Raw genomic sequence first — 15,280 nt, 5'->3', positions numbered from 1 at the left:
GAGATGCGACGTGCGTCAGGCGACGCCCGGATCGGAGGTCTGCTCGGGGGCGGCCTCGACGTCGTCAATCTTGTATTGACGGGCGGCCGCCACGGCCACCGACGGGTCGATCTCGCCGTCGCGGGCCAGCGCCTCGAGCACCGCGACCACCGTGGATTCGGCGTCGGTGTTGAAATAACGCCGCGCGGCGGGCCGGGTGTCGGAGAACCCGAACCCGTCGGTACCCAACGTGACATAGGTTCCGGGCACCCACGGCCGGATCTGCTCGGGCACTGCCCGCATCCAGTCGGACACCGCCACCACCGGCCCGCGGGTGTCCTTCAGGGCCTTCGTCACGTATGCGGTCCCGGCCGGCTCGTCGGGATGCCGCAGGCGGTGCTTCTCCACCGCCACGCCGTCACGGTTGAGCTCGCCCCAGCTGGTCACCGACCAGACGTCTGCGGCCACGTCCCACTCCTCGGCCAGCATGTCGGCGGCCTTCAGCGCCGAGGGCATCGCCACCCCGGAAACCAGGATCTGCGCGGTGCTGGACCGCTTCTCCTTGGCCGCGCGGTACCGGTAGATGCCGCGCAGCAAGCCCTCGGGGTCGAAGTTCTCCGGCTCGGGCGGCTGCGCATACGGCTCGTTGTAGAGAGTGATGTAGAAGTAGACGTTCTCCGGGTTCTTACCGAACATCCGCTCCAGGCCGCTCTCGACGATGTAGGCGATCTCGTAGGCGAATGCCGGGTCATAGGCGACCACCGCCGGATTGGTGGCCGCTAGCAGCAGCGAATGCCCGTCGGCGTGCTGCAGACCCTCGCCGACCAGCGTGGTGCGCCCCGCCGTCGCGCCCAGCACGAACCCGCGGGCCATCTGGTCGGCCGCGGCCCACAGCCCGTCGCCGGTGCGCTGGAACCCGAACATCGAATAGAAGATGTAGAGCGGGATCATCGGCTCGTTGTGCGTGGCGTACGAGGTGCCCGCCGCGGTGAACGACCCCACCGACCCGGCCTCGTTGATGCCTTCGTGCAGGATCTGGCCGACTTCGCTCTCCTTATAAGCCAGCATCAACTCGGCGTCGACAGCGGTGTACAACTGGCCGTTGCGGTTGTAGATCTTCAGCGACGGGAACCAGGAGTCCATCCCGAACGTGCGGGCCTCGTCGGGAATGATCGGGACGATCCGCGGCCCAATCTCCTTGTCGCGCAACAATTCCTTAAAGGTGCGCACCAACGCCATGGTGGTGGCGACCTCCTGGTTGCCCGACCCCTTCTTCAGCGCTTTGTAGGCGTCGCGGCCGGGCAACTTGAGCGCCTTGGCCTTGGTGCGGCGCTCGGGCAAGAACCCGCCCAGGGTGCGGCGTCGGTCCAGCAGGTAGCGGATCTCCGGGGCGTCGGCGCCGGGGTGGTAGTAGGGCGGCAGGTAGGGGTTTTCTTCCAGCTGGGCGTCGCTGACCGGGATACGCATCGAGTCCCTAAACCGCTTGAGGTCTTCCAGCGCAAGCTTTTTCATCTGGTGCGTGGCGTTGCGGCCCTGGAAGTGCGCGCCCAGCGAGTAGCCCTTGATGGTCTTGGCCAGGATCACCGTCGGCTGCCCCTTGTGGGCCAGCGCGGCGTGGTAGGCGGCGTAGACCTTGCGGTAGTCGTGGCCGCCGCGCTTGAGATTCCAGATCTCCGAGTCGCTCATGTCGGCCACCAGCGCCTTGGTGCGCGGGTCGCGGCCGAAGAAGTGATCGCGCACGTAGGCGCCGTCGTTGGCCTTGTAGGTCTGGTAGTCGCCGTCGGGGGTGCTGTTCATCAGGTTCACCAGCGCGCCGTCGCGGTCGGCGTGCAGCAGGGCGTCCCACTCGCGGCCCCACACCACCTTGATGACGTTCCAGCCGGCGCCGCGGAAGAACGACTCCAACTCCTGGATGATCTTGCCGTTGCCGCGCACCGGGCCGTCCAGGCGCTGCAGGTTGCAGTTGATCACGAAGGTCAGGTTGTCCAGCCCCTCGAGCGCGCCGACGTGCGCCAACCCGCGGCTCTCCGGCTCGTCCATCTCGCCGTCGCCCAAAAAGCACCACACGTGCTGGTCGGAGGTGTCCTTGATGCCGCGGTCGTGCAGGTAATGGTTGAACCGCGCCTGGTAGATGGCGTTGAGTGGGCCCAGACCCATCGACACCGTCGGGAATTCCCAGAAGTCGCTCATCAACCGCGGGTGCGGGTAGGACGGCAACCCGCCGCCGGAATGGCTGTGTTCCTGCCGGAAACCGTCGAGGCGGTCCTCGGACAGCCGGCCTTCGAGAAACGCGCGGGCGTAGATCCCCGGCGAGGCGTGCCCCTGGATGAACACCTGATCCCCGCCGCCGGGGTGCGACTTGCCGCGGAAGAAGTGGTTGAACCCGACCTCGTAGAGCGCAGCGGAGGAGGCGTAGGTCGAGATGTGGCCCCCGACGCCCACACCGGGCCGTTGCGCGCGGTGCACCATGATCGCCGCATTCCACCGGATCCAGGTCCGGTAGCGCCGCTCGACGTCCTCGTCGCCGGGGAACCAGGGCTCCAACTCGGTCGGGATGGTGTTGACGTAGTCGGTGGAGGTCAGCGCCGGGATGGACACCCGCTGTTCACCGGCCCGTTCCAGCATCCGCAGCATCAGATAGCGGGCCCGCGCCGGGCCGGAGCGCTCCAGCAATTCGTCGAAGGACTCCAGCCACTCCGAGGTTTCCTCGGGGTCGATGTCGGGCAGATAGGAGGCCACGCCTTCGCGGATCACCCGAACTCGATCGGGTTCGCTTGTGCTGCTTGAGGTTTTGGCTAGATCGTTGCGGGCGAACTCGGTGGTCAACTTCCGCTCCTGTAGTTGGCGGGGGATCGGCTTGGGTGGCCGCCCCTCTATCGTGCCGCACCGGAGCCGAGCGCGGGTACTTGCCGTGGGTGACCGCTGGCAGACCCCGAAGTAGGTGCTAGTGGGGCATTTGGGATCGGGACGCGGTAACGTCCATGCCGTGCTCACTGGATGGCGTGCCGTCCCTCGCAGGCACGTGGGGGAGTTCCCCAGGCGAGGCGCCCTGGCTCTGGGATGTGTTGCGGTGATGACGATCGGAGTCGTCGGCTGCACGAAGATCGCCGACGGAAGCGGCGTGGCCGACACCAATGTGGCACCGGCATACCGGTCCTCGGTGTCGGCGTCGGTGTCGGCGTCGTCGGTGACCTCGAGCGTGCGGGAATCCCAGCGGCAGCAATCCGTGACGACCAGCATGATCCGCACCTCGTGCGGCACCCTGGGCAACGCGGTCTCGGACACCATCGACAAAGTCAACGCCTACGTCGCGGCGCTCAACGCCGGGAAGAACACCGGCCCGACCGAGGGTCCGGCGATCGACGCCCTCAACAACGGCGCCAACACCGTGACCAGCAGCATCAACAACGCGCTGTCGCCCGAGCAGCGCGACGCCTTCAAGGCCTACAGCGATGCGGCCCGCGCGGTGGCCAACGCCATCTCCACCCACGTAGGGCCGTCGGAGTTCAACCGGCGGGTGGATGCCTTCAACAAGGCGAAGTCGCGGGCGGTGGATTCCTGCAAGGGCTTCATCTGAACCGGGTGGCCGATCGGGGCTCGGCCGGGCTGCGGAAACTGTGCGTGGGCTAGCCGTATGAACTCGACGGTGCCTGTGCGACGATAGCGTCGATTGCTTCTCGTGTGGTTGGTAGAGGGAGGTTCCACGGTGGTCGCGGCGGATCACGCTCGCAAGTTGGGCATCCAACGGGACCAGGTTGTCCAGGAGTGGGGCTGGGACGAGGACACCGACGACGACATCCGTGCCGACATCGAGGATGCCTGCGGCAGCGAGCTGCTCGATGAGGACACCGACGAGGTCGTCGACGTCGTGCTGCTCTGGTACCGCGACAACGATGGCGACCTGGTGGACATCCTGATGGACGCCATCAGCCCACTGGCCGAGGACGGCGTGATCTGGGTGCTGACGCCCAAGACCGGCCGGCCCGGACATGTGCAGCCCGCTGACATCGCCGAGGCGGCGCCCACCGCCGGCCTGATGCCGACCTCCTCGGTGAACCTGGGCAACTGGAGCGCGAGTCGACTGGTCCAGCCGAAGTCGCGGACCGGTAAGCGCTGATGCTCGACGTCGGAGCCACCGCCCCCGACTTCACCCTGCGCGACCAGAACAACCAGCCCGTCTCGCTCGGGGCTTACCGCGGCGCCAAGAACGTGCTGCTGGTGTTCTTCCCGCTGGCGTTCACCGGGATCTGTCAGGGCGAACTGGACGCCGTGCGGGACAACCTGCCGGAATTCGAGAACGACGACACCGCGGTGCTGGCCATTTCGGTGGGTCCGCCGCCCACCCACAAGATCTGGGCGGTGCAGAGCGGGTTCCTGTTTCCGGTGCTGTCGGACTTCTGGCCGCACGGCGCGGTCAGCCAGGCCTACGGGGTGTTCAACGACGCGGCCGGCATCTCCAACCGCGGCACGTTCGTGGTCGATAAGGCGGGGATCATCCGGTTCGCCGAGATGAAGCAGCCCGGCGAGGCGCGCGACCGGGCGGTGTGGACGTCGGCGCTGGCGGCGTTGCGGGAGTGAGCGTTTTGGGTGCCGGGCGGTTCGGCGTGTAGCCTGCTGCGCCGGGGCATAGGGCGCGTAGCTCAGTGGTAGAGCTCTGGTTTTACACACCAGCGGTCGGCGGTTCGATACCGTCCGCGCCCACCAGTGTTATTGCAGGTCAACGGCGTTGGGGTCATTCGAGGCCGACCCCCCGTTGTGCCGAGAGTGAGTCAAGAGGCCGACAGAATGGCCTATTTCGCGGCGCATCACTGCCCGCTGCCGGCGCGTGATCGACCGAGCAGCGCGTCGCCCGCCGATGCCAACGCGTCGTCGTAGACGTGGCCGTAGACCCGCAGCGTCATCGCGGGATCGTGGCCGAGCCATTTCGCGGTCGCCGCTACCGTCGTGCCGCCGTCGAGCAGCATCGTTGCGGCGGTGTGCCGAGCGTCGTGCAGCCGGATTGTCGGGACGGCCGCGACCTCGCAATGGCTGCGGAACATCTTCGAGTAGGTCTCGGGCCGCACTGGCGAGCCGTCCGCGCTGACCGCGACCAGGCCGGTGTCCGGCCACCGCTTACCGATCCGCAGCCGTTCGGACGCCTGCGCCGCCTTGAGTGTGCGCAGCGCGGCGAGCACGTCGCCCGGCATCGGCAGCACGCGGCGGGACCGGCGCGACTTCGGATCGCCGGTCACCGTTCCCTGACCTGCGACCACGACGCGGCCCTGAGCGATGCTCACGGTGCCGGCGTCGAAATCGACATCGGTCCAGCGCAGCCCGAGTACCTCGGAGCGGCGTAGACCGGCCAGCGTGAGCAGCCAGCAGGCGGCGAGGCGGTCGTCGGCGATGTGCTCGCGAAAGCGCGTGGCCTGCTCGGGTGTCCACGTCGACATATCCCTGTTGGCGACCTTGGGCCGCTCGACCAGGCGCGCGACGTTGCGGGCGACCAGGCCGCGCGCCATCGCGTCATCGAGCGCGTGAGATAGAACGCCGAGCATGGTGACCACGGTGCGGTTGCTGACGCCGCCTGCGATCTTGGGCCGCTCGGGGTCACCGGGCCGCGCTGCGATGTACCGGCCGCGCTCGGGCCGCAGCACGTCGCCGCCGGCCACCAGGCGGTCGAGCGCTTTCATGCCGGGGTTGCCGAAGGCGGCGTGAAGCTCGGCGTAGCTCGCCCCGGCGGGCCGCTCACGCAGGTAATTCAACACCTCGGAGGATCGCTGACCGCGCTTGTCGCGCTGGGCAACCGGCGTGCCCGCGAGCCGCAGTGTCACCAGCGCGTCGAGGTCGGCTGTCCGCAGGTGCTGCAGCGGGGTCGCGCCAAGGTGTTCGATGACCGGTTTGAGGTGGTCGCGGTACCCGGCCAGCGTGTTTGGCCGCACGTCGCGCCGACCGTCGAGCCATTCGGTCAGGAACTCGGCGACGGTCGTGCGGTCGCGCTTGACGAACGTGCCGGCCGCGACCTCGGTTGTGACGCGCCGGTACTCGCGGCGAGCTTCGGCGAGCGTGGAGTAGGTGAACCGCTGCCGGTCGCGCGTCCCGTCCGGCCGAGTGCCGATGTCGACCTGGAATGTGTAGGTGGTTGCGCCGCTTTTGGCCTTGCGCCTGGTGATCGGCTCGGAGCGCCGGGTGCGCTTGGGCTGCTGATCGGCGGTGTTCTCGGTGCTCATCGGCGGTTCGTCTCCTTGGTTATCTCGATGTCGCGTTGCGGGGGTTGTGGCCGTTTCGGTAGTGGTTTGTCGTCGAACCATCCTTCGGCCTTCGCGCGCTTGAGCAGGCGGTCAACGGTGGTCTTGCTGACATTCAGTCGTGCGGCGACGGTTGGGCGCACCGGCAGCCCGAGGGCAAGGGCTTCCTCGGCGATCTTCGCTGCCTGATAGACCGGAGGGGCCGCGACATCCGGTTGGGTCCATGCTTCGACGGTCTCGCCGAAGAACCACACCTGACCGCCTTTTCGCGCGATCCACTGCGCGGCGGTGTAGGCGAGTCTGCGCACCGGCACCGCGCGCACTGCCTCGTAGTCGACCGCACCACCGTCGCCGGCCGTAATCGTCAGTTCGGTGATTCTGGGACCGCTGTCCTTCGCGGTCTGCACGCGCACCACGTAGGTAAAGGGGTGGCCGACCAGTCGGACAGCCACGCGCTCCCTCGGCTCGGGGATGCGCCCAAGCGGGCCGATGCGGGTGTCGGGGGTCGCCGGGTCGGCGTAGTCGACCGAATCGACATCGCCGCGCTGCGGTTTCGGGGAGTCACCTTTGCGCGAACTCATACTAGGTGACTCTACGTACTAGACATTCACCACACAAGTCTTAGATTGAAGTAATGCAGACACCAACAACCACCAAATCTGTTCCAACGCTGGACGAATTGCGCAGCGGGCCACCGACACTGAGCGTCGAACAGGCAGTGCGGTACCTCGGATGCAGCCGCGCGTACGGCTACCAGATGGCGCGCGAGGGGCGGTTGCCAACGATCAAGCTCGGTGAGCGCCGGGTGCGCGTCCCGGCGCTGGCGTTGCTAAAGATGCTCGGCGGCGAGGCGTAACCGAAAGCAATTGCACCGCAGCGCAATTCACGCTGCGAAGAAACGAGCGCCCCGCCGGGCACCGATACCCGAGCGGGGCGACTTACCGAAATGAGGCCGAGTGAGCCAACGCCACCAGGATAACGCCGCTGACGGCGCGGGGAAGGGTCCGTTTGGCAAGCGCGATGCCGACGACTACGAGCAGCGCCAACGCGACATCGCGGCCCTGTTCGACGCCGACCCGGTGCCGCTGCGCGCTGGGAGCCTGCCGCCGTTTCCCGCCGACGCGCTGCCGGAACCCTATGCCGCGATGATCGCGGCGACCGCCGCTGCGCTACAGGTCGATACCGCGATGGTTGGCCCGATGGTGCTCGGTGCGTTGTCGGCGGCGTGCGGCGGCTGCGTCGAGGCCGAGGTGCACCACGACTGGCACGAGGTCGCCGTGTTTCACCTGCTCATCGTCGCCGGGCCGAGCGAGCGCAAGAGTCCGGTACTGTCTCGCGCGGTCGAGCCGCTGCGGGCCGCTGAGCGGCAAATGGCCGAGGTGATCGCGCCGCGCCGGGCCGAGGCGCTGGCACGCCAACGTATCGCCAAGCAGCGCGCCGACAACGCCGAGCGTGAAGCGTCCAAGCTCGACGCGACCAAGCGGAGCAGCAGCGATGACAGCGGCTATGCGGGAGCCAGCCTCGACCCCGTGGAACGCGCGGTCAGGCTGGCCGCTGCGGCTGCCGAAATCGTGGTGCCCGAGCTGCCGCGCCTGCTCGCCGACGACGCGACACCCGAGGCGCTGACCGCGCGCCTGGCGGCGAACAGCGGTCGCTTGGCCGTGGTGTCGGCCGAGGGCGGTGTTTTGGGCACGCTCGCGGGCCGGTACTCGCGCGGGATGGCGAATCTGGACACCTGGCTCAAGGGTTACGTCGGCGATCAGATCATCGTGGATCGTGCCGGCCGAACCGGCGAGGTGATTGACCGGCCGGCTCTGACCGTCTGTTTGGCGGTGCAACCCGCCGTGCTGGCCGAGGTGCGCGCCGATCAGCGGTTCGACGGCTTCGGGCTGCTCTCGCGCCTGTCCATCGCGCAACCGCGCTCAATGGCCGGCCACCGCGACCCTGACGCCGCTGTGCCGACGCCCGAGCATGTCAGCACCGCATACACCGCCGCGCTGACCGACCTGGCGAGGCGGCTGCACGAACGCGCGGGCGGGCCGGTCGCGGTCAAATTCAGCCCGGCTGCGCGAGAGGAAATCGCCGACATACAGCGCCGCGTGGAACGGCGGCTGACCGGCGGCGGCGATCTGAGCGGCGACATGGAAGCGTGGGGCGGCAAGCACGTAGGCCGCGTGATCCGCGCGGCGCTGCTGCGGCATATGGCCGAGCACGGTGCCGGCGGTGCCGACAAGCTGGTCTCCGCCGAAACGGTCGCCGCCGCGTGGCGCATCGGGGAATTCTTCGCCGCCCACACACGCGCCGCATTCGGCGTCGCCGACACCAGCGGCGTGAAGCTGTCTGACCTCGCCGCCGCGCTCGACTACCTCCGCGAGCGACACCAGGTGATGCCGATGTATCCGATACGGCTGCGGGAGCTAAGCAAGAACGGCCCGATTGTGTTGCGTCGCAAAAGCACTCGCGATCCACTGCTAGACGTGCTCGACGATTTCAACATCATTCGCGTCAGGGTCATTGACCGCGTGAAGGTGGTTTATCTGCATCCGCTCGCCGCGCCGCCTCACGGTTCGGGGCTGCTGTGACGCCGCCAAATGCCGCACGGTGCCGCATGGATGCCGCACGCAATGCCGCATCAACGCTAGGCATTCTGAGCTGGGAAAACGCCACCGTGCCGCATATGCCGCACGATTTGGCGCGAATCACCGCAAAGAGCGGATCGTTACTACTGCGAAACCGACCTATCTGTCTGTCTGACCAGCGTGTTTGTGCGTCGTTGAGCTGCGAGGCGGCGGCAGATCGTACGAAATCGTGCGGCATATGCGGCATTTCATCGTTTCCGCAGGTGGGGCGGCGTCCAACCAATGCGGCATTGCGTGCGGCACCTATGCGGCATCATGCGGCATCTGGGCGAGCAGCGGGTCAGAGCGCGGGTGTTGCCGCTGGTCAGGACACGTTAGGTCGACGCCGCACGGTGCCGCACGGTGCCGCATTGGCCGCGAGAGGCGGCGAGCCTTGACCTGATGACCGCCGACGCCGCCTTTGGTTGACCTCGGGAGAGGCGGCGTCCATCGACCCAATTCATCGACTGCCCGGCGACCGACGCCGAGCTAACTGCAACCGAGGAAACCGAGATGACCGTCAACAACAGCAACACCCAATCGACCCAACCGACCGATGACCAGATAGACGCCGCGATCCTGGCCGCACTCACCGAAGCGCAGGCGAGCAGCGGCGAGGAACTGCACAGCTGGGCTGCGATCCGGCAGCGTCTACCCGGCTCACTGGATCGTGCGAACGAACGCCTGATCGCGCTGTGGCACGCCGGCCGCGTCTGGACGTGCAAGGTCCGAGGCCGCAACTACGTCGCGTTGGGCGACGCCGACGACGTGCGTTTGGCCGAGGCCCACCGTGCCCGCGCCCCCCTGGCGCTATGAACCGGCCGAGCTGTCCGCTCTGGCCTGTCCGACCACCCGAATACCGAGAGGAACGAAACGATGAGCGATCCGACCCAGAACCGGCCCGACGCCGCCGAGCGCGAGCGTGCACGCGCGGCGGTGGAGCTGCGGGTCCAAGGGCACCCGTTCGCCCATATCGCCGCGCAGCTCGGTTACGCCGACGAGAGCGGAGCACGGCACGCGGTGTCGCGTTCGCTCGCGCGTCGCGAGGCTGAATCCATCGACGAACTGCGCGCGGTGCATAGCGCGAGGCTTGAGACGGTGCTGTCGAGCTTCTGGTCGGGCATGGTGTCCGGTGACGCCGACGCCGCCAAGATCGTGCTGCGTGCGCTCGACAGCCTCGCGAAACTGTTCGGCCTCGACGCACCGACCAAGGTCGCACTCGGCCCGCCGGTCAGCGAGGTCGACTACGCGAACGAAGCTGCACAACTCATCGAGCGCTTGCAGGCGCAGGGAGAGCTGGGCGAGTTCGTCGCCGGGCTGCGGGCGCAGGCCGTGGCAGACGTGGACAGCGAAACGGCCGTGGCCGATGGCGATTATCCCGGCGCGCAGCTCGACGCGCGCAGCGCGGCTCACAGCGGCGAATTGCCTCCCGATGACTTGGCCGGTTGGTCCAACATCGGTGATCCAATGCCCGCGCCGGCCGATCCTGCCGCACCACCCGCAATAGCTCCGGTGCCCGAGCCGGAACCTGAGCCGCTGCCCGCCCCGCAGCCGGTCCAGTCTCAGCAGCCGGCCGCACCGCCGGCATGGATGCGACGCAACATCGGCGGCGACGGCTATAACCCGACCTCGGGGTGGCGTCCGTAGGCGCGAGTTACCCGACTCTTACGGGTAAGACGTTGTGCCGCAGCAGTTTTCGCGACACGCCGACCGTCACAGCGTGGCAGCCCGGCTGCACGGTGCTGTGCTCTGATAGGTCCATGACCGCCGTTGTCCCGCATCCGCTGATTGATCCGGCTGCGCTCACCCCAAGCCAGTGGTCGGCTCGCCTGGCCGCGTACCTGAGCCGTGGCCGTGGCAACGATGACCCCGAGGTGGTCGCTTGCCGGCAGGCGCTCAGCTTCTGGCGTTGCCGTCGAGTGATCGACGCCGAGGCCGGCCAGATCGCACCCGACCACCTCGACGCGCTGACGGCTCGGCTGCGCGAGGCGGTGGCCGGATGATCCCCGGCGCGAAATACGGCACCCCGGCTTTCCTCGCCGCTCAGCTGCCGCAGCAGCGTCCGACCCCGACCCAAGAACAGGGCCGGGACCGGCGTCGCAAGCTGCTGCCGATCTATGCGTGGCCGGGCGACTGGTCGCTCACGGCCGAGGTCGCCGCCATCTGCGACCCGCTGGCCGAACGTGTCGCCGCCGCAACCAATCCGGCTGCCTATCTGCGCGCGGTCACCGAGCTGGCCGACGCGGTGCACCAGGCCGTGCATGTCGTGGTCGGGTTGATCGCGCAGGCCGATGCCGAGCGCCGGACACGGCACCTCGGGACCGACGAGCGCGGCCGGTCGATTCGTGCCGTGGTGGACCTCGCCGAGCGGCCCGCCGCGCCCGAGGTCGACAGCCTCGCGCTGGTCGAGGGCACCTGGCCGGCGACCCTGGTCGTGCTGGCCGAGCCGTACAGCGCCGCTCTGGCGCGGCTGTTGGGCGGTGCAGCAACGCCGACCGTCAGCGACCGGCTGCTCACCGCGCTGGTCGAGGTAGACGCCGCAGCGGGTGCGCTGAGCCGGCGGCTCGACCGCGAGCGGGTGTACCAGGCAAACCGTGCCGGCAATCGCACCCCGTCGCCCGCCGACCGTGCCCGCGCCGAACTTCACGAACTAGGAGTGCTATGACCGCCCCACCTGTGCAGACCTACGGCAGTTTGTTACCGGTGCCGTTCGCGGTGCCGCCGGTCAACCCCTCACCACAAGGGCTGTACGCCGCGACCACCTGGACCGAGGTCACTGGACCGTCGCGGCACCTGGCCGGCGTCGAAATCCGGCCGGCGGGCAACTACGGCGGCGACGACGCCTCGGGTGTGTGGGAAACCGACTGGTGCGGTGCGCCGCCGATGAACAACGCCGAGCGCAAGGAAGGCACCCGACCCGAGGGGTTGGACCCGTTCGCACCTGTGACCATCTGGGCATATGACGAGTGCGACCTGACCGCGCCGTCGCGTACCGAGGTCCAGCAGCGGGCAGCGCAGATTTTCCGGTTGCGGGAACAGGTCTCCGTGGAGCGCGAGTTTTCCAACCGGCTGTTGACTGACGCCGGCACACCCGAGCAGGTCGACAGCTTCACGGTGGCCGTGGGCTACCTGGAAGCCGAGTTCGCCCGCACCAACACCACCGGATACGTCCACGTCGGGGCGCAGTGGGCGGCGGTGGCGGCGGCGTCCCATCTCATCGGCAAGTCAGGCACCCGACTGGTCAGCCCGCTCGGGCACACGTTCGTCTTCGGCGGCGGCTACGTCGAGGGGTTGGAAGACACCCTGGTAGCGACCTCGCAGCCGTTCGGATGGCGGGACGAAACGGTGCTGCGCACGGCCATTGACGAGAGACACAACATCTTCGCCGCCATCGCTGAGCGCACCGTGCTGGTCGGATACGAGGCCGTGATCGGCGCGGCGACGGTGACGCCGTGAGCACCGCAACCCTTGCGCCCGACCGGCCCGATTCCTACGCCGGACCCCGCTGCCAGTCCTGCGGCGGGCCGTGCTGGCTGTGGAAGGGCAGCGTGCACGGTTACACCTGCTCAGCGTGCCTGACCGCCTACCTCGACGCTGGTGCGGCCCGAGGTGCCGAACGCGACCGCGCGGACCGCGCCCAAACGCTGCGCCGAGTGTTTGGCCACGACACCCCGGCTCACTCGGAAGATCGACGCCGGGACGGTGGTGGTCCCGCGTTATGTACCGCACCCCGTCCCGGCGTCGGTCACTGAATCGAAAGGACGACCAGCACAATGCCTTTGACCCTGGCCGACATCACCGCCGGCCAACGCGCGCATCTAGAAACGTGCATCCACGAGGCCGGCCATGCCGTCGCTGGCGTGGTGCTAGGTGCGGAGCTGCGCAACGCCGTCGTCGTGTCGAGCAAGGTCACTGGCACCGAAGGGCTGACCACATTCAGCGACCGCCCGCACGGGACCGATGCGCTGATAGCTCATGCGGGGCCGTGGGCGCAGGCGCGTTGGCTTGCCGGCCGGCGACCTACGCAGCGGGAGTTCTATGCCGTGTTGGACACCACCGGCCACAAGGACAGCCGAGTGCTGACCGCCAGCGGCGGCATGCATACCGGTGCCGATGTCGTGCCGCTGTTGACCTGGTGTTGGCCGGCGGTGGCGCGGACCGCGACGCAGCTTCACCGAACCGGCGAGGTGTACCAGGCCGACGTGCTCGCCGCGCTGGGCATCACTGACGGCGGCGGCATGACCTCCGTGCAGCTCGCCGCCATCCGGTCTCGCTGCCGCGAGGTGCCGCCCATTCGCGCCGCCTGATGCGAACACCCGTTCGGGAGCGACCCCCCGTTGTGCCGCAAGTGTGCCAAGACTCGCAGCCACGGCACCGCACGCGGTAGACAGAAGCGGCCCGTAACCGGCTGCCGGGCTGCGGGTTTCCGAGACTGGTCGATACTGCGCGATACGCCGTAGACAACCGGGATCGGATTTACACACCAGCGGTCGGCGGTTCGATACCGTCCGCGCCCACCATCCAAAGCCGATCAGATACCGGTTTTGAGGTCAGGCTTCAGCATCGGTCGCCCGTGACCGACCCGGCAGGTGTCTACTCGCCGAATCCAGCGCGTCGTCGGATACGTGGAGCGTAGAGCGCGCACACGTCGCCACGTGGCAGACAGAGGTGCATAGTGCATCATCCACGGGCCGATATTGAGCAGTGTTGCCATTGGTGTGAGGTGCCCGCCGACGAGACCATGGTCAGCAGTCGGTTCGCTTCCGAGGAACCCGCCATCACCACACTGCCGGTTGCGCTCAGATCGCCGGGGCCGGTTTCTCAGGCACCCCGCGCCGATCGGGGGCCAGATGAACGGAGCGTCCGCCTCGTTTGAAAGGTCATAGGAGTACCCCATGAGCAAGTGGACGGCCGCCGACATACCCGACCAGACAGGTCGCACCGCCGTCGTCACCGGCGCCAACACCGGAGTGGGCTACCAGACGGCCGCGGCGCTCGCGGCGAAGGGCGCACATGTCGTGCTAGCCGTCCGCAATCTCGAAAAAGGAAGGGCTGCCGCAGACCTGATCGCCAGGGCTCACCCCGGTGCGATCGTGGCTATCCAAGTGCTTGACCTGGCCTCGTTGGACTCCATCCGCACAGCGGCCGACGAGTTGAAGTCCAAGCACGACTCCATCGACTTGCTGATCAACAATGCAGGCGTGATGACGCGAACGAAGTCGACGACCAAGGACGGCTTCGAATTGCAGTTCGGCACCAATCATTTGGGCCACTTCGCGTTGACCGGCTTGCTGGTAGAGCGGGTGCTCAGGGCCCCAGGCTCGCGGATCGTCACCGTCAGCAGCCCGGGTCATCGCTTCCCCCGCAGCGGCATCCGCTTCAACGACCTGCAGTGGGAACGTGACTACAAACCCCTTGACGCATACGGCCAGTCCAAGCTCGCCAATCTGATGTTCACCTACGAGTTACAGCGACGCCTGCAGGGCACGAACACCATCGCCGTTGCCGCCCATCCCGGAGGTTCCAAAACCGAGATTGTGCGCAACTCGCCGCCCCTGGTGCGCTTCATGGGGCCGCTCTTCCAGAGCGCCGAGATGGGTGCCCTGCCGACGTTGCGCGCGGCGACCGATCCAAGCGTGCTGGGCGGGCAGTACTACGGCCCCGGTGGCTTCGCCGAACAGCGCGGCTATCCCAAGGTGGTGGCCTCGAGCGCGACGTCACACGACGTCGCGGCCCAACGTCGGTTGTGGGCGATATCCGAAGAGCTGACGGGAGTTGTTTTCCCGTTGGGTTGAGCGGCGATGCCCGCTAGCTTGACGCGGTGGGGAAGGCGTGTTTCATGTCGCCGCCTTCGGCCGCCACGTCGGGATCCACCACATCACCCTTGACGGCGAGCAGCGTCTGGATCGTGACGGGCTCTGCGAGCGCGGCCTCGGCCAGGCACATCCCCTTGGCTTCCTGGATGAGTTGACGCAGCCGTTCCTGCGGCTCGTCGGAGTCGATATCGACCAGGTAGCGCAGACCGAGGCAGACTCCGCGCTGACCTGTGTCGCCCTTGACGTAGCCGAAGGACAGTTCGCTTTCGACTTCGATGTTGCGCACGTCGAGGTCGCGGTCGTTGGCCAGTGTCGTCAGATGACTGGCCAGGCAGAACGCCGCTCCGGCGGCGAAATACACCAGCGGTGCCGGTGCGCTGTCGGCGCCAGGCGGAAGGCCGGTGCCTTCGTCGGCCCACAGTTGGTAGGCGCCATAGCCTTTGACCCCCGGTTTGACGTCTGCATGCTTGCGCAATCCCTCGTCGGTTTTCAACGAGACTTTGACCGGGAAGTGGAAGACCGGCTTTTTGTTGTTTCCCAAGTGATTTGGGGCACCGGCGAGCCTGGGCAGGTTCACCTCGGGCTCTTCGAGCCTGCTCACCAGTGGTGGTGCGACGTCGGCGGTCATTGTTCGTTCCCTTCT

General features: G+C 67.7%; 17 protein-coding genes and 1 tRNA gene. 14 read left to right on the top strand and 4 right to left on the bottom strand.

The genetic code is table 11. From position 1 onward, the window contains the following. Positions 1 to 15 precede the first annotated feature (15 nt). The gene (gene aceE, locus MKCMC460_RS17995; RefSeq protein ID WP_236982753.1) at positions 16 to 2,805 is read right to left on the bottom strand and encodes a pyruvate dehydrogenase (acetyl-transferring), homodimeric type; all 2,790 of its coding nucleotides are present in this window, start codon (positions 2,803 to 2,805) and stop codon (positions 16 to 18) included. Positions 2,806 to 2,965: 160 nt separating this feature from the next. Here aceE and MKCMC460_RS17990 point away from each other — a divergent pair, with 160 nt between their 5' ends. From MKCMC460_RS17990 to MKCMC460_RS17975, 4 genes are all read left to right on the top strand, one after another. After that, on the top strand, positions 2,966 to 3,556 hold the full coding sequence (locus MKCMC460_RS17990) for a hypothetical protein (protein ID WP_236982755.1): 591 nt from the start codon (positions 2,966 to 2,968) through the stop codon (positions 3,554 to 3,556). Between the two features lie 129 nt (positions 3,557 to 3,685). Then, entirely contained in the window at positions 3,686 to 4,096 is a 411-nt protein-coding gene (locus MKCMC460_RS17985; RefSeq protein ID WP_180914008.1) for a DUF3052 domain-containing protein, read from the top strand. Then, complete coding sequence (locus MKCMC460_RS17980; RefSeq protein ID WP_236982758.1) at positions 4,096 to 4,557, top strand: peroxiredoxin; 462 nt, start codon at positions 4,096 to 4,098, stop codon at positions 4,555 to 4,557. Before MKCMC460_RS17985 ends, MKCMC460_RS17980 begins: the two co-directional genes overlap by 1 nt. Positions 4,558 to 4,608: 51 nt before the next feature. Beyond that, positions 4,609 to 4,683 (top strand) — tRNA-Val (locus tag MKCMC460_RS17975). A 101-nt stretch (positions 4,684 to 4,784) separates the two neighbouring features. On the opposite strand, the gene MKCMC460_RS17970 is transcribed toward MKCMC460_RS17975, so the two are convergent. Both MKCMC460_RS17970 and MKCMC460_RS17965 read right to left on the bottom strand, forming a co-directional pair. Then, positions 4,785 to 6,185 carry a site-specific integrase gene (locus tag MKCMC460_RS17970; protein ID WP_236982760.1) on the bottom strand — a complete coding sequence of 467 codons (1,401 nt, stop codon included), beginning with the start codon at positions 6,183 to 6,185 and terminating at the stop codon, positions 4,785 to 4,787. Continuing rightward, positions 6,182 to 6,784, bottom strand: a complete 603-nt coding sequence (locus MKCMC460_RS17965) for a hypothetical protein (protein WP_236982762.1) — start codon at positions 6,782 to 6,784, stop codon at positions 6,182 to 6,184. The genes MKCMC460_RS17970 and MKCMC460_RS17965 overlap by 4 nt, the downstream gene beginning before the upstream one ends. 53 nt (positions 6,785 to 6,837) lie before the next feature. Between MKCMC460_RS17965 and MKCMC460_RS17960 the strand changes: the two genes are divergently transcribed. The 10 genes from MKCMC460_RS17960 to MKCMC460_RS17915 all read left to right on the top strand — a co-directional run bounded on the left by MKCMC460_RS17960 (position 6,838) and on the right by MKCMC460_RS17915 (position 14,616). Beyond that, a complete protein-coding gene (locus tag MKCMC460_RS17960; RefSeq protein ID WP_236982764.1) occupies positions 6,838 to 7,059 on the top strand; it encodes an AlpA family transcriptional regulator in 222 nt (73 codons plus the stop codon). Between the two features lie 100 nt (positions 7,060 to 7,159). Next, complete coding sequence (locus MKCMC460_RS17955; RefSeq protein ID WP_236982766.1) at positions 7,160 to 8,785, top strand: YfjI family protein; 1,626 nt, start codon at positions 7,160 to 7,162, stop codon at positions 8,783 to 8,785. A 549-nt stretch (positions 8,786 to 9,334) separates the two neighbouring features. Then, positions 9,335 to 9,637, top strand: a complete 303-nt coding sequence (locus MKCMC460_RS17950) for a hypothetical protein (RefSeq protein ID WP_236982768.1) — start codon at positions 9,335 to 9,337, stop codon at positions 9,635 to 9,637. A 60-nt stretch (positions 9,638 to 9,697) separates the two neighbouring features. Further along, positions 9,698 to 10,468: a hypothetical protein gene (locus MKCMC460_RS17945; protein ID WP_236982770.1), complete on the top strand. Its 771-nt coding sequence runs from the start codon at positions 9,698 to 9,700 to the stop codon at positions 10,466 to 10,468. 113 nt (positions 10,469 to 10,581) lie between these two features. After that, on the top strand, positions 10,582 to 10,824 hold the full coding sequence (locus MKCMC460_RS17940) for a hypothetical protein (RefSeq protein ID WP_236982772.1): 243 nt from the start codon (positions 10,582 to 10,584) through the stop codon (positions 10,822 to 10,824). Continuing rightward, on the top strand, positions 10,821 to 11,486 hold the full coding sequence (locus MKCMC460_RS17935) for a hypothetical protein (protein WP_236982774.1): 666 nt from the start codon (positions 10,821 to 10,823) through the stop codon (positions 11,484 to 11,486). Before MKCMC460_RS17940 ends, MKCMC460_RS17935 begins: the two co-directional genes overlap by 4 nt. After that, positions 11,483 to 12,277 carry a hypothetical protein gene (locus MKCMC460_RS17930; protein WP_236982776.1) on the top strand — a complete coding sequence of 265 codons (795 nt, stop codon included), beginning with the start codon at positions 11,483 to 11,485 and terminating at the stop codon, positions 12,275 to 12,277. The genes MKCMC460_RS17935 and MKCMC460_RS17930 overlap by 4 nt, the downstream gene beginning before the upstream one ends. Beyond that, the gene (locus MKCMC460_RS17925; protein WP_236982777.1) at positions 12,274 to 12,573 is read left to right on the top strand and encodes a hypothetical protein; all 300 of its coding nucleotides are present in this window, start codon (positions 12,274 to 12,276) and stop codon (positions 12,571 to 12,573) included. The genes MKCMC460_RS17930 and MKCMC460_RS17925 overlap by 4 nt, the downstream gene beginning before the upstream one ends. A 21-nt stretch (positions 12,574 to 12,594) precedes the next feature. Beyond that, positions 12,595 to 13,128, top strand: a complete 534-nt coding sequence (locus tag MKCMC460_RS17920) for a M50 family metallopeptidase (protein WP_236982778.1) — start codon at positions 12,595 to 12,597, stop codon at positions 13,126 to 13,128. Positions 13,129 to 13,716: 588 nt separating this feature from the next. Then, positions 13,717 to 14,616, top strand: coding sequence for an SDR family NAD(P)-dependent oxidoreductase (locus tag MKCMC460_RS17915; protein ID WP_236982779.1), 900 nt, complete (start codon positions 13,717 to 13,719; stop codon positions 14,614 to 14,616). Positions 14,617 to 14,629: 13 nt separating this feature from the next. Here MKCMC460_RS17915 and MKCMC460_RS17910 read toward each other — a convergent pair whose 3' ends face one another. Continuing rightward, on the bottom strand, positions 14,630 to 15,265 hold the full coding sequence (locus MKCMC460_RS17910; RefSeq protein WP_236982780.1) for an OsmC family protein: 636 nt from the start codon (positions 15,263 to 15,265) through the stop codon (positions 14,630 to 14,632). Between the last annotated feature and the right edge of the window lie 15 nt (positions 15,266 to 15,280).

The sequence above is a fragment of the Mycobacterium sp. 20KCMC460 genome, from assembly GCF_022179425.1.
GTDB classification, from domain to species: Bacteria; Actinomycetota; Actinomycetes; order Mycobacteriales; family Mycobacteriaceae; genus Mycobacterium; species Mycobacterium kiyosense.
Note: the sequence above shows the minus strand (reverse complement) of the source record. Positions and strands in the feature narration are given on the sequence as shown.

Excerpts from the sequence above, each read along its gene's own strand:
- MKCMC460_RS17915 (WP_236982779.1), top strand. The coding sequence starts at position 13,717 with ATGAGCAAGTGGACGGCCGCCGACATACCCGACCAGACAGGTCGCACC.
- MKCMC460_RS17940 (WP_236982772.1), top strand. The coding sequence starts at position 10,582 with ATGACCGCCGTTGTCCCGCATCCGCTGATTGATCCGGCTGCGCTCACC.
- MKCMC460_RS17950 (WP_236982768.1), top strand. The coding sequence starts at position 9,335 with ATGACCGTCAACAACAGCAACACCCAATCGACCCAACCGACCGATGAC.
- MKCMC460_RS17945 (WP_236982770.1), top strand. The coding sequence starts at position 9,698 with ATGAGCGATCCGACCCAGAACCGGCCCGACGCCGCCGAGCGCGAGCGT.
- MKCMC460_RS17960 (WP_236982764.1), top strand. The coding sequence starts at position 6,838 with ATGCAGACACCAACAACCACCAAATCTGTTCCAACGCTGGACGAATTG.
- MKCMC460_RS17970 (WP_236982760.1), bottom strand. The coding sequence starts at position 6,185 with ATGAGCACCGAGAACACCGCCGATCAGCAGCCCAAGCGCACCCGGCGC.
- MKCMC460_RS17965 (WP_236982762.1), bottom strand. The coding sequence starts at position 6,784 with ATGAGTTCGCGCAAAGGTGACTCCCCGAAACCGCAGCGCGGCGATGTC.
- MKCMC460_RS17920 (WP_236982778.1), top strand. The coding sequence starts at position 12,595 with ATGCCTTTGACCCTGGCCGACATCACCGCCGGCCAACGCGCGCATCTA.
- MKCMC460_RS17935 (WP_236982774.1), top strand. The coding sequence starts at position 10,821 with ATGATCCCCGGCGCGAAATACGGCACCCCGGCTTTCCTCGCCGCTCAG.
- MKCMC460_RS17910 (WP_236982780.1), bottom strand. The coding sequence starts at position 15,265 with ATGACCGCCGACGTCGCACCACCACTGGTGAGCAGGCTCGAAGAGCCC.
- MKCMC460_RS17980 (WP_236982758.1), top strand. The coding sequence starts at position 4,096 with ATGCTCGACGTCGGAGCCACCGCCCCCGACTTCACCCTGCGCGACCAG.
- MKCMC460_RS17930 (WP_236982776.1), top strand. The coding sequence starts at position 11,483 with ATGACCGCCCCACCTGTGCAGACCTACGGCAGTTTGTTACCGGTGCCG.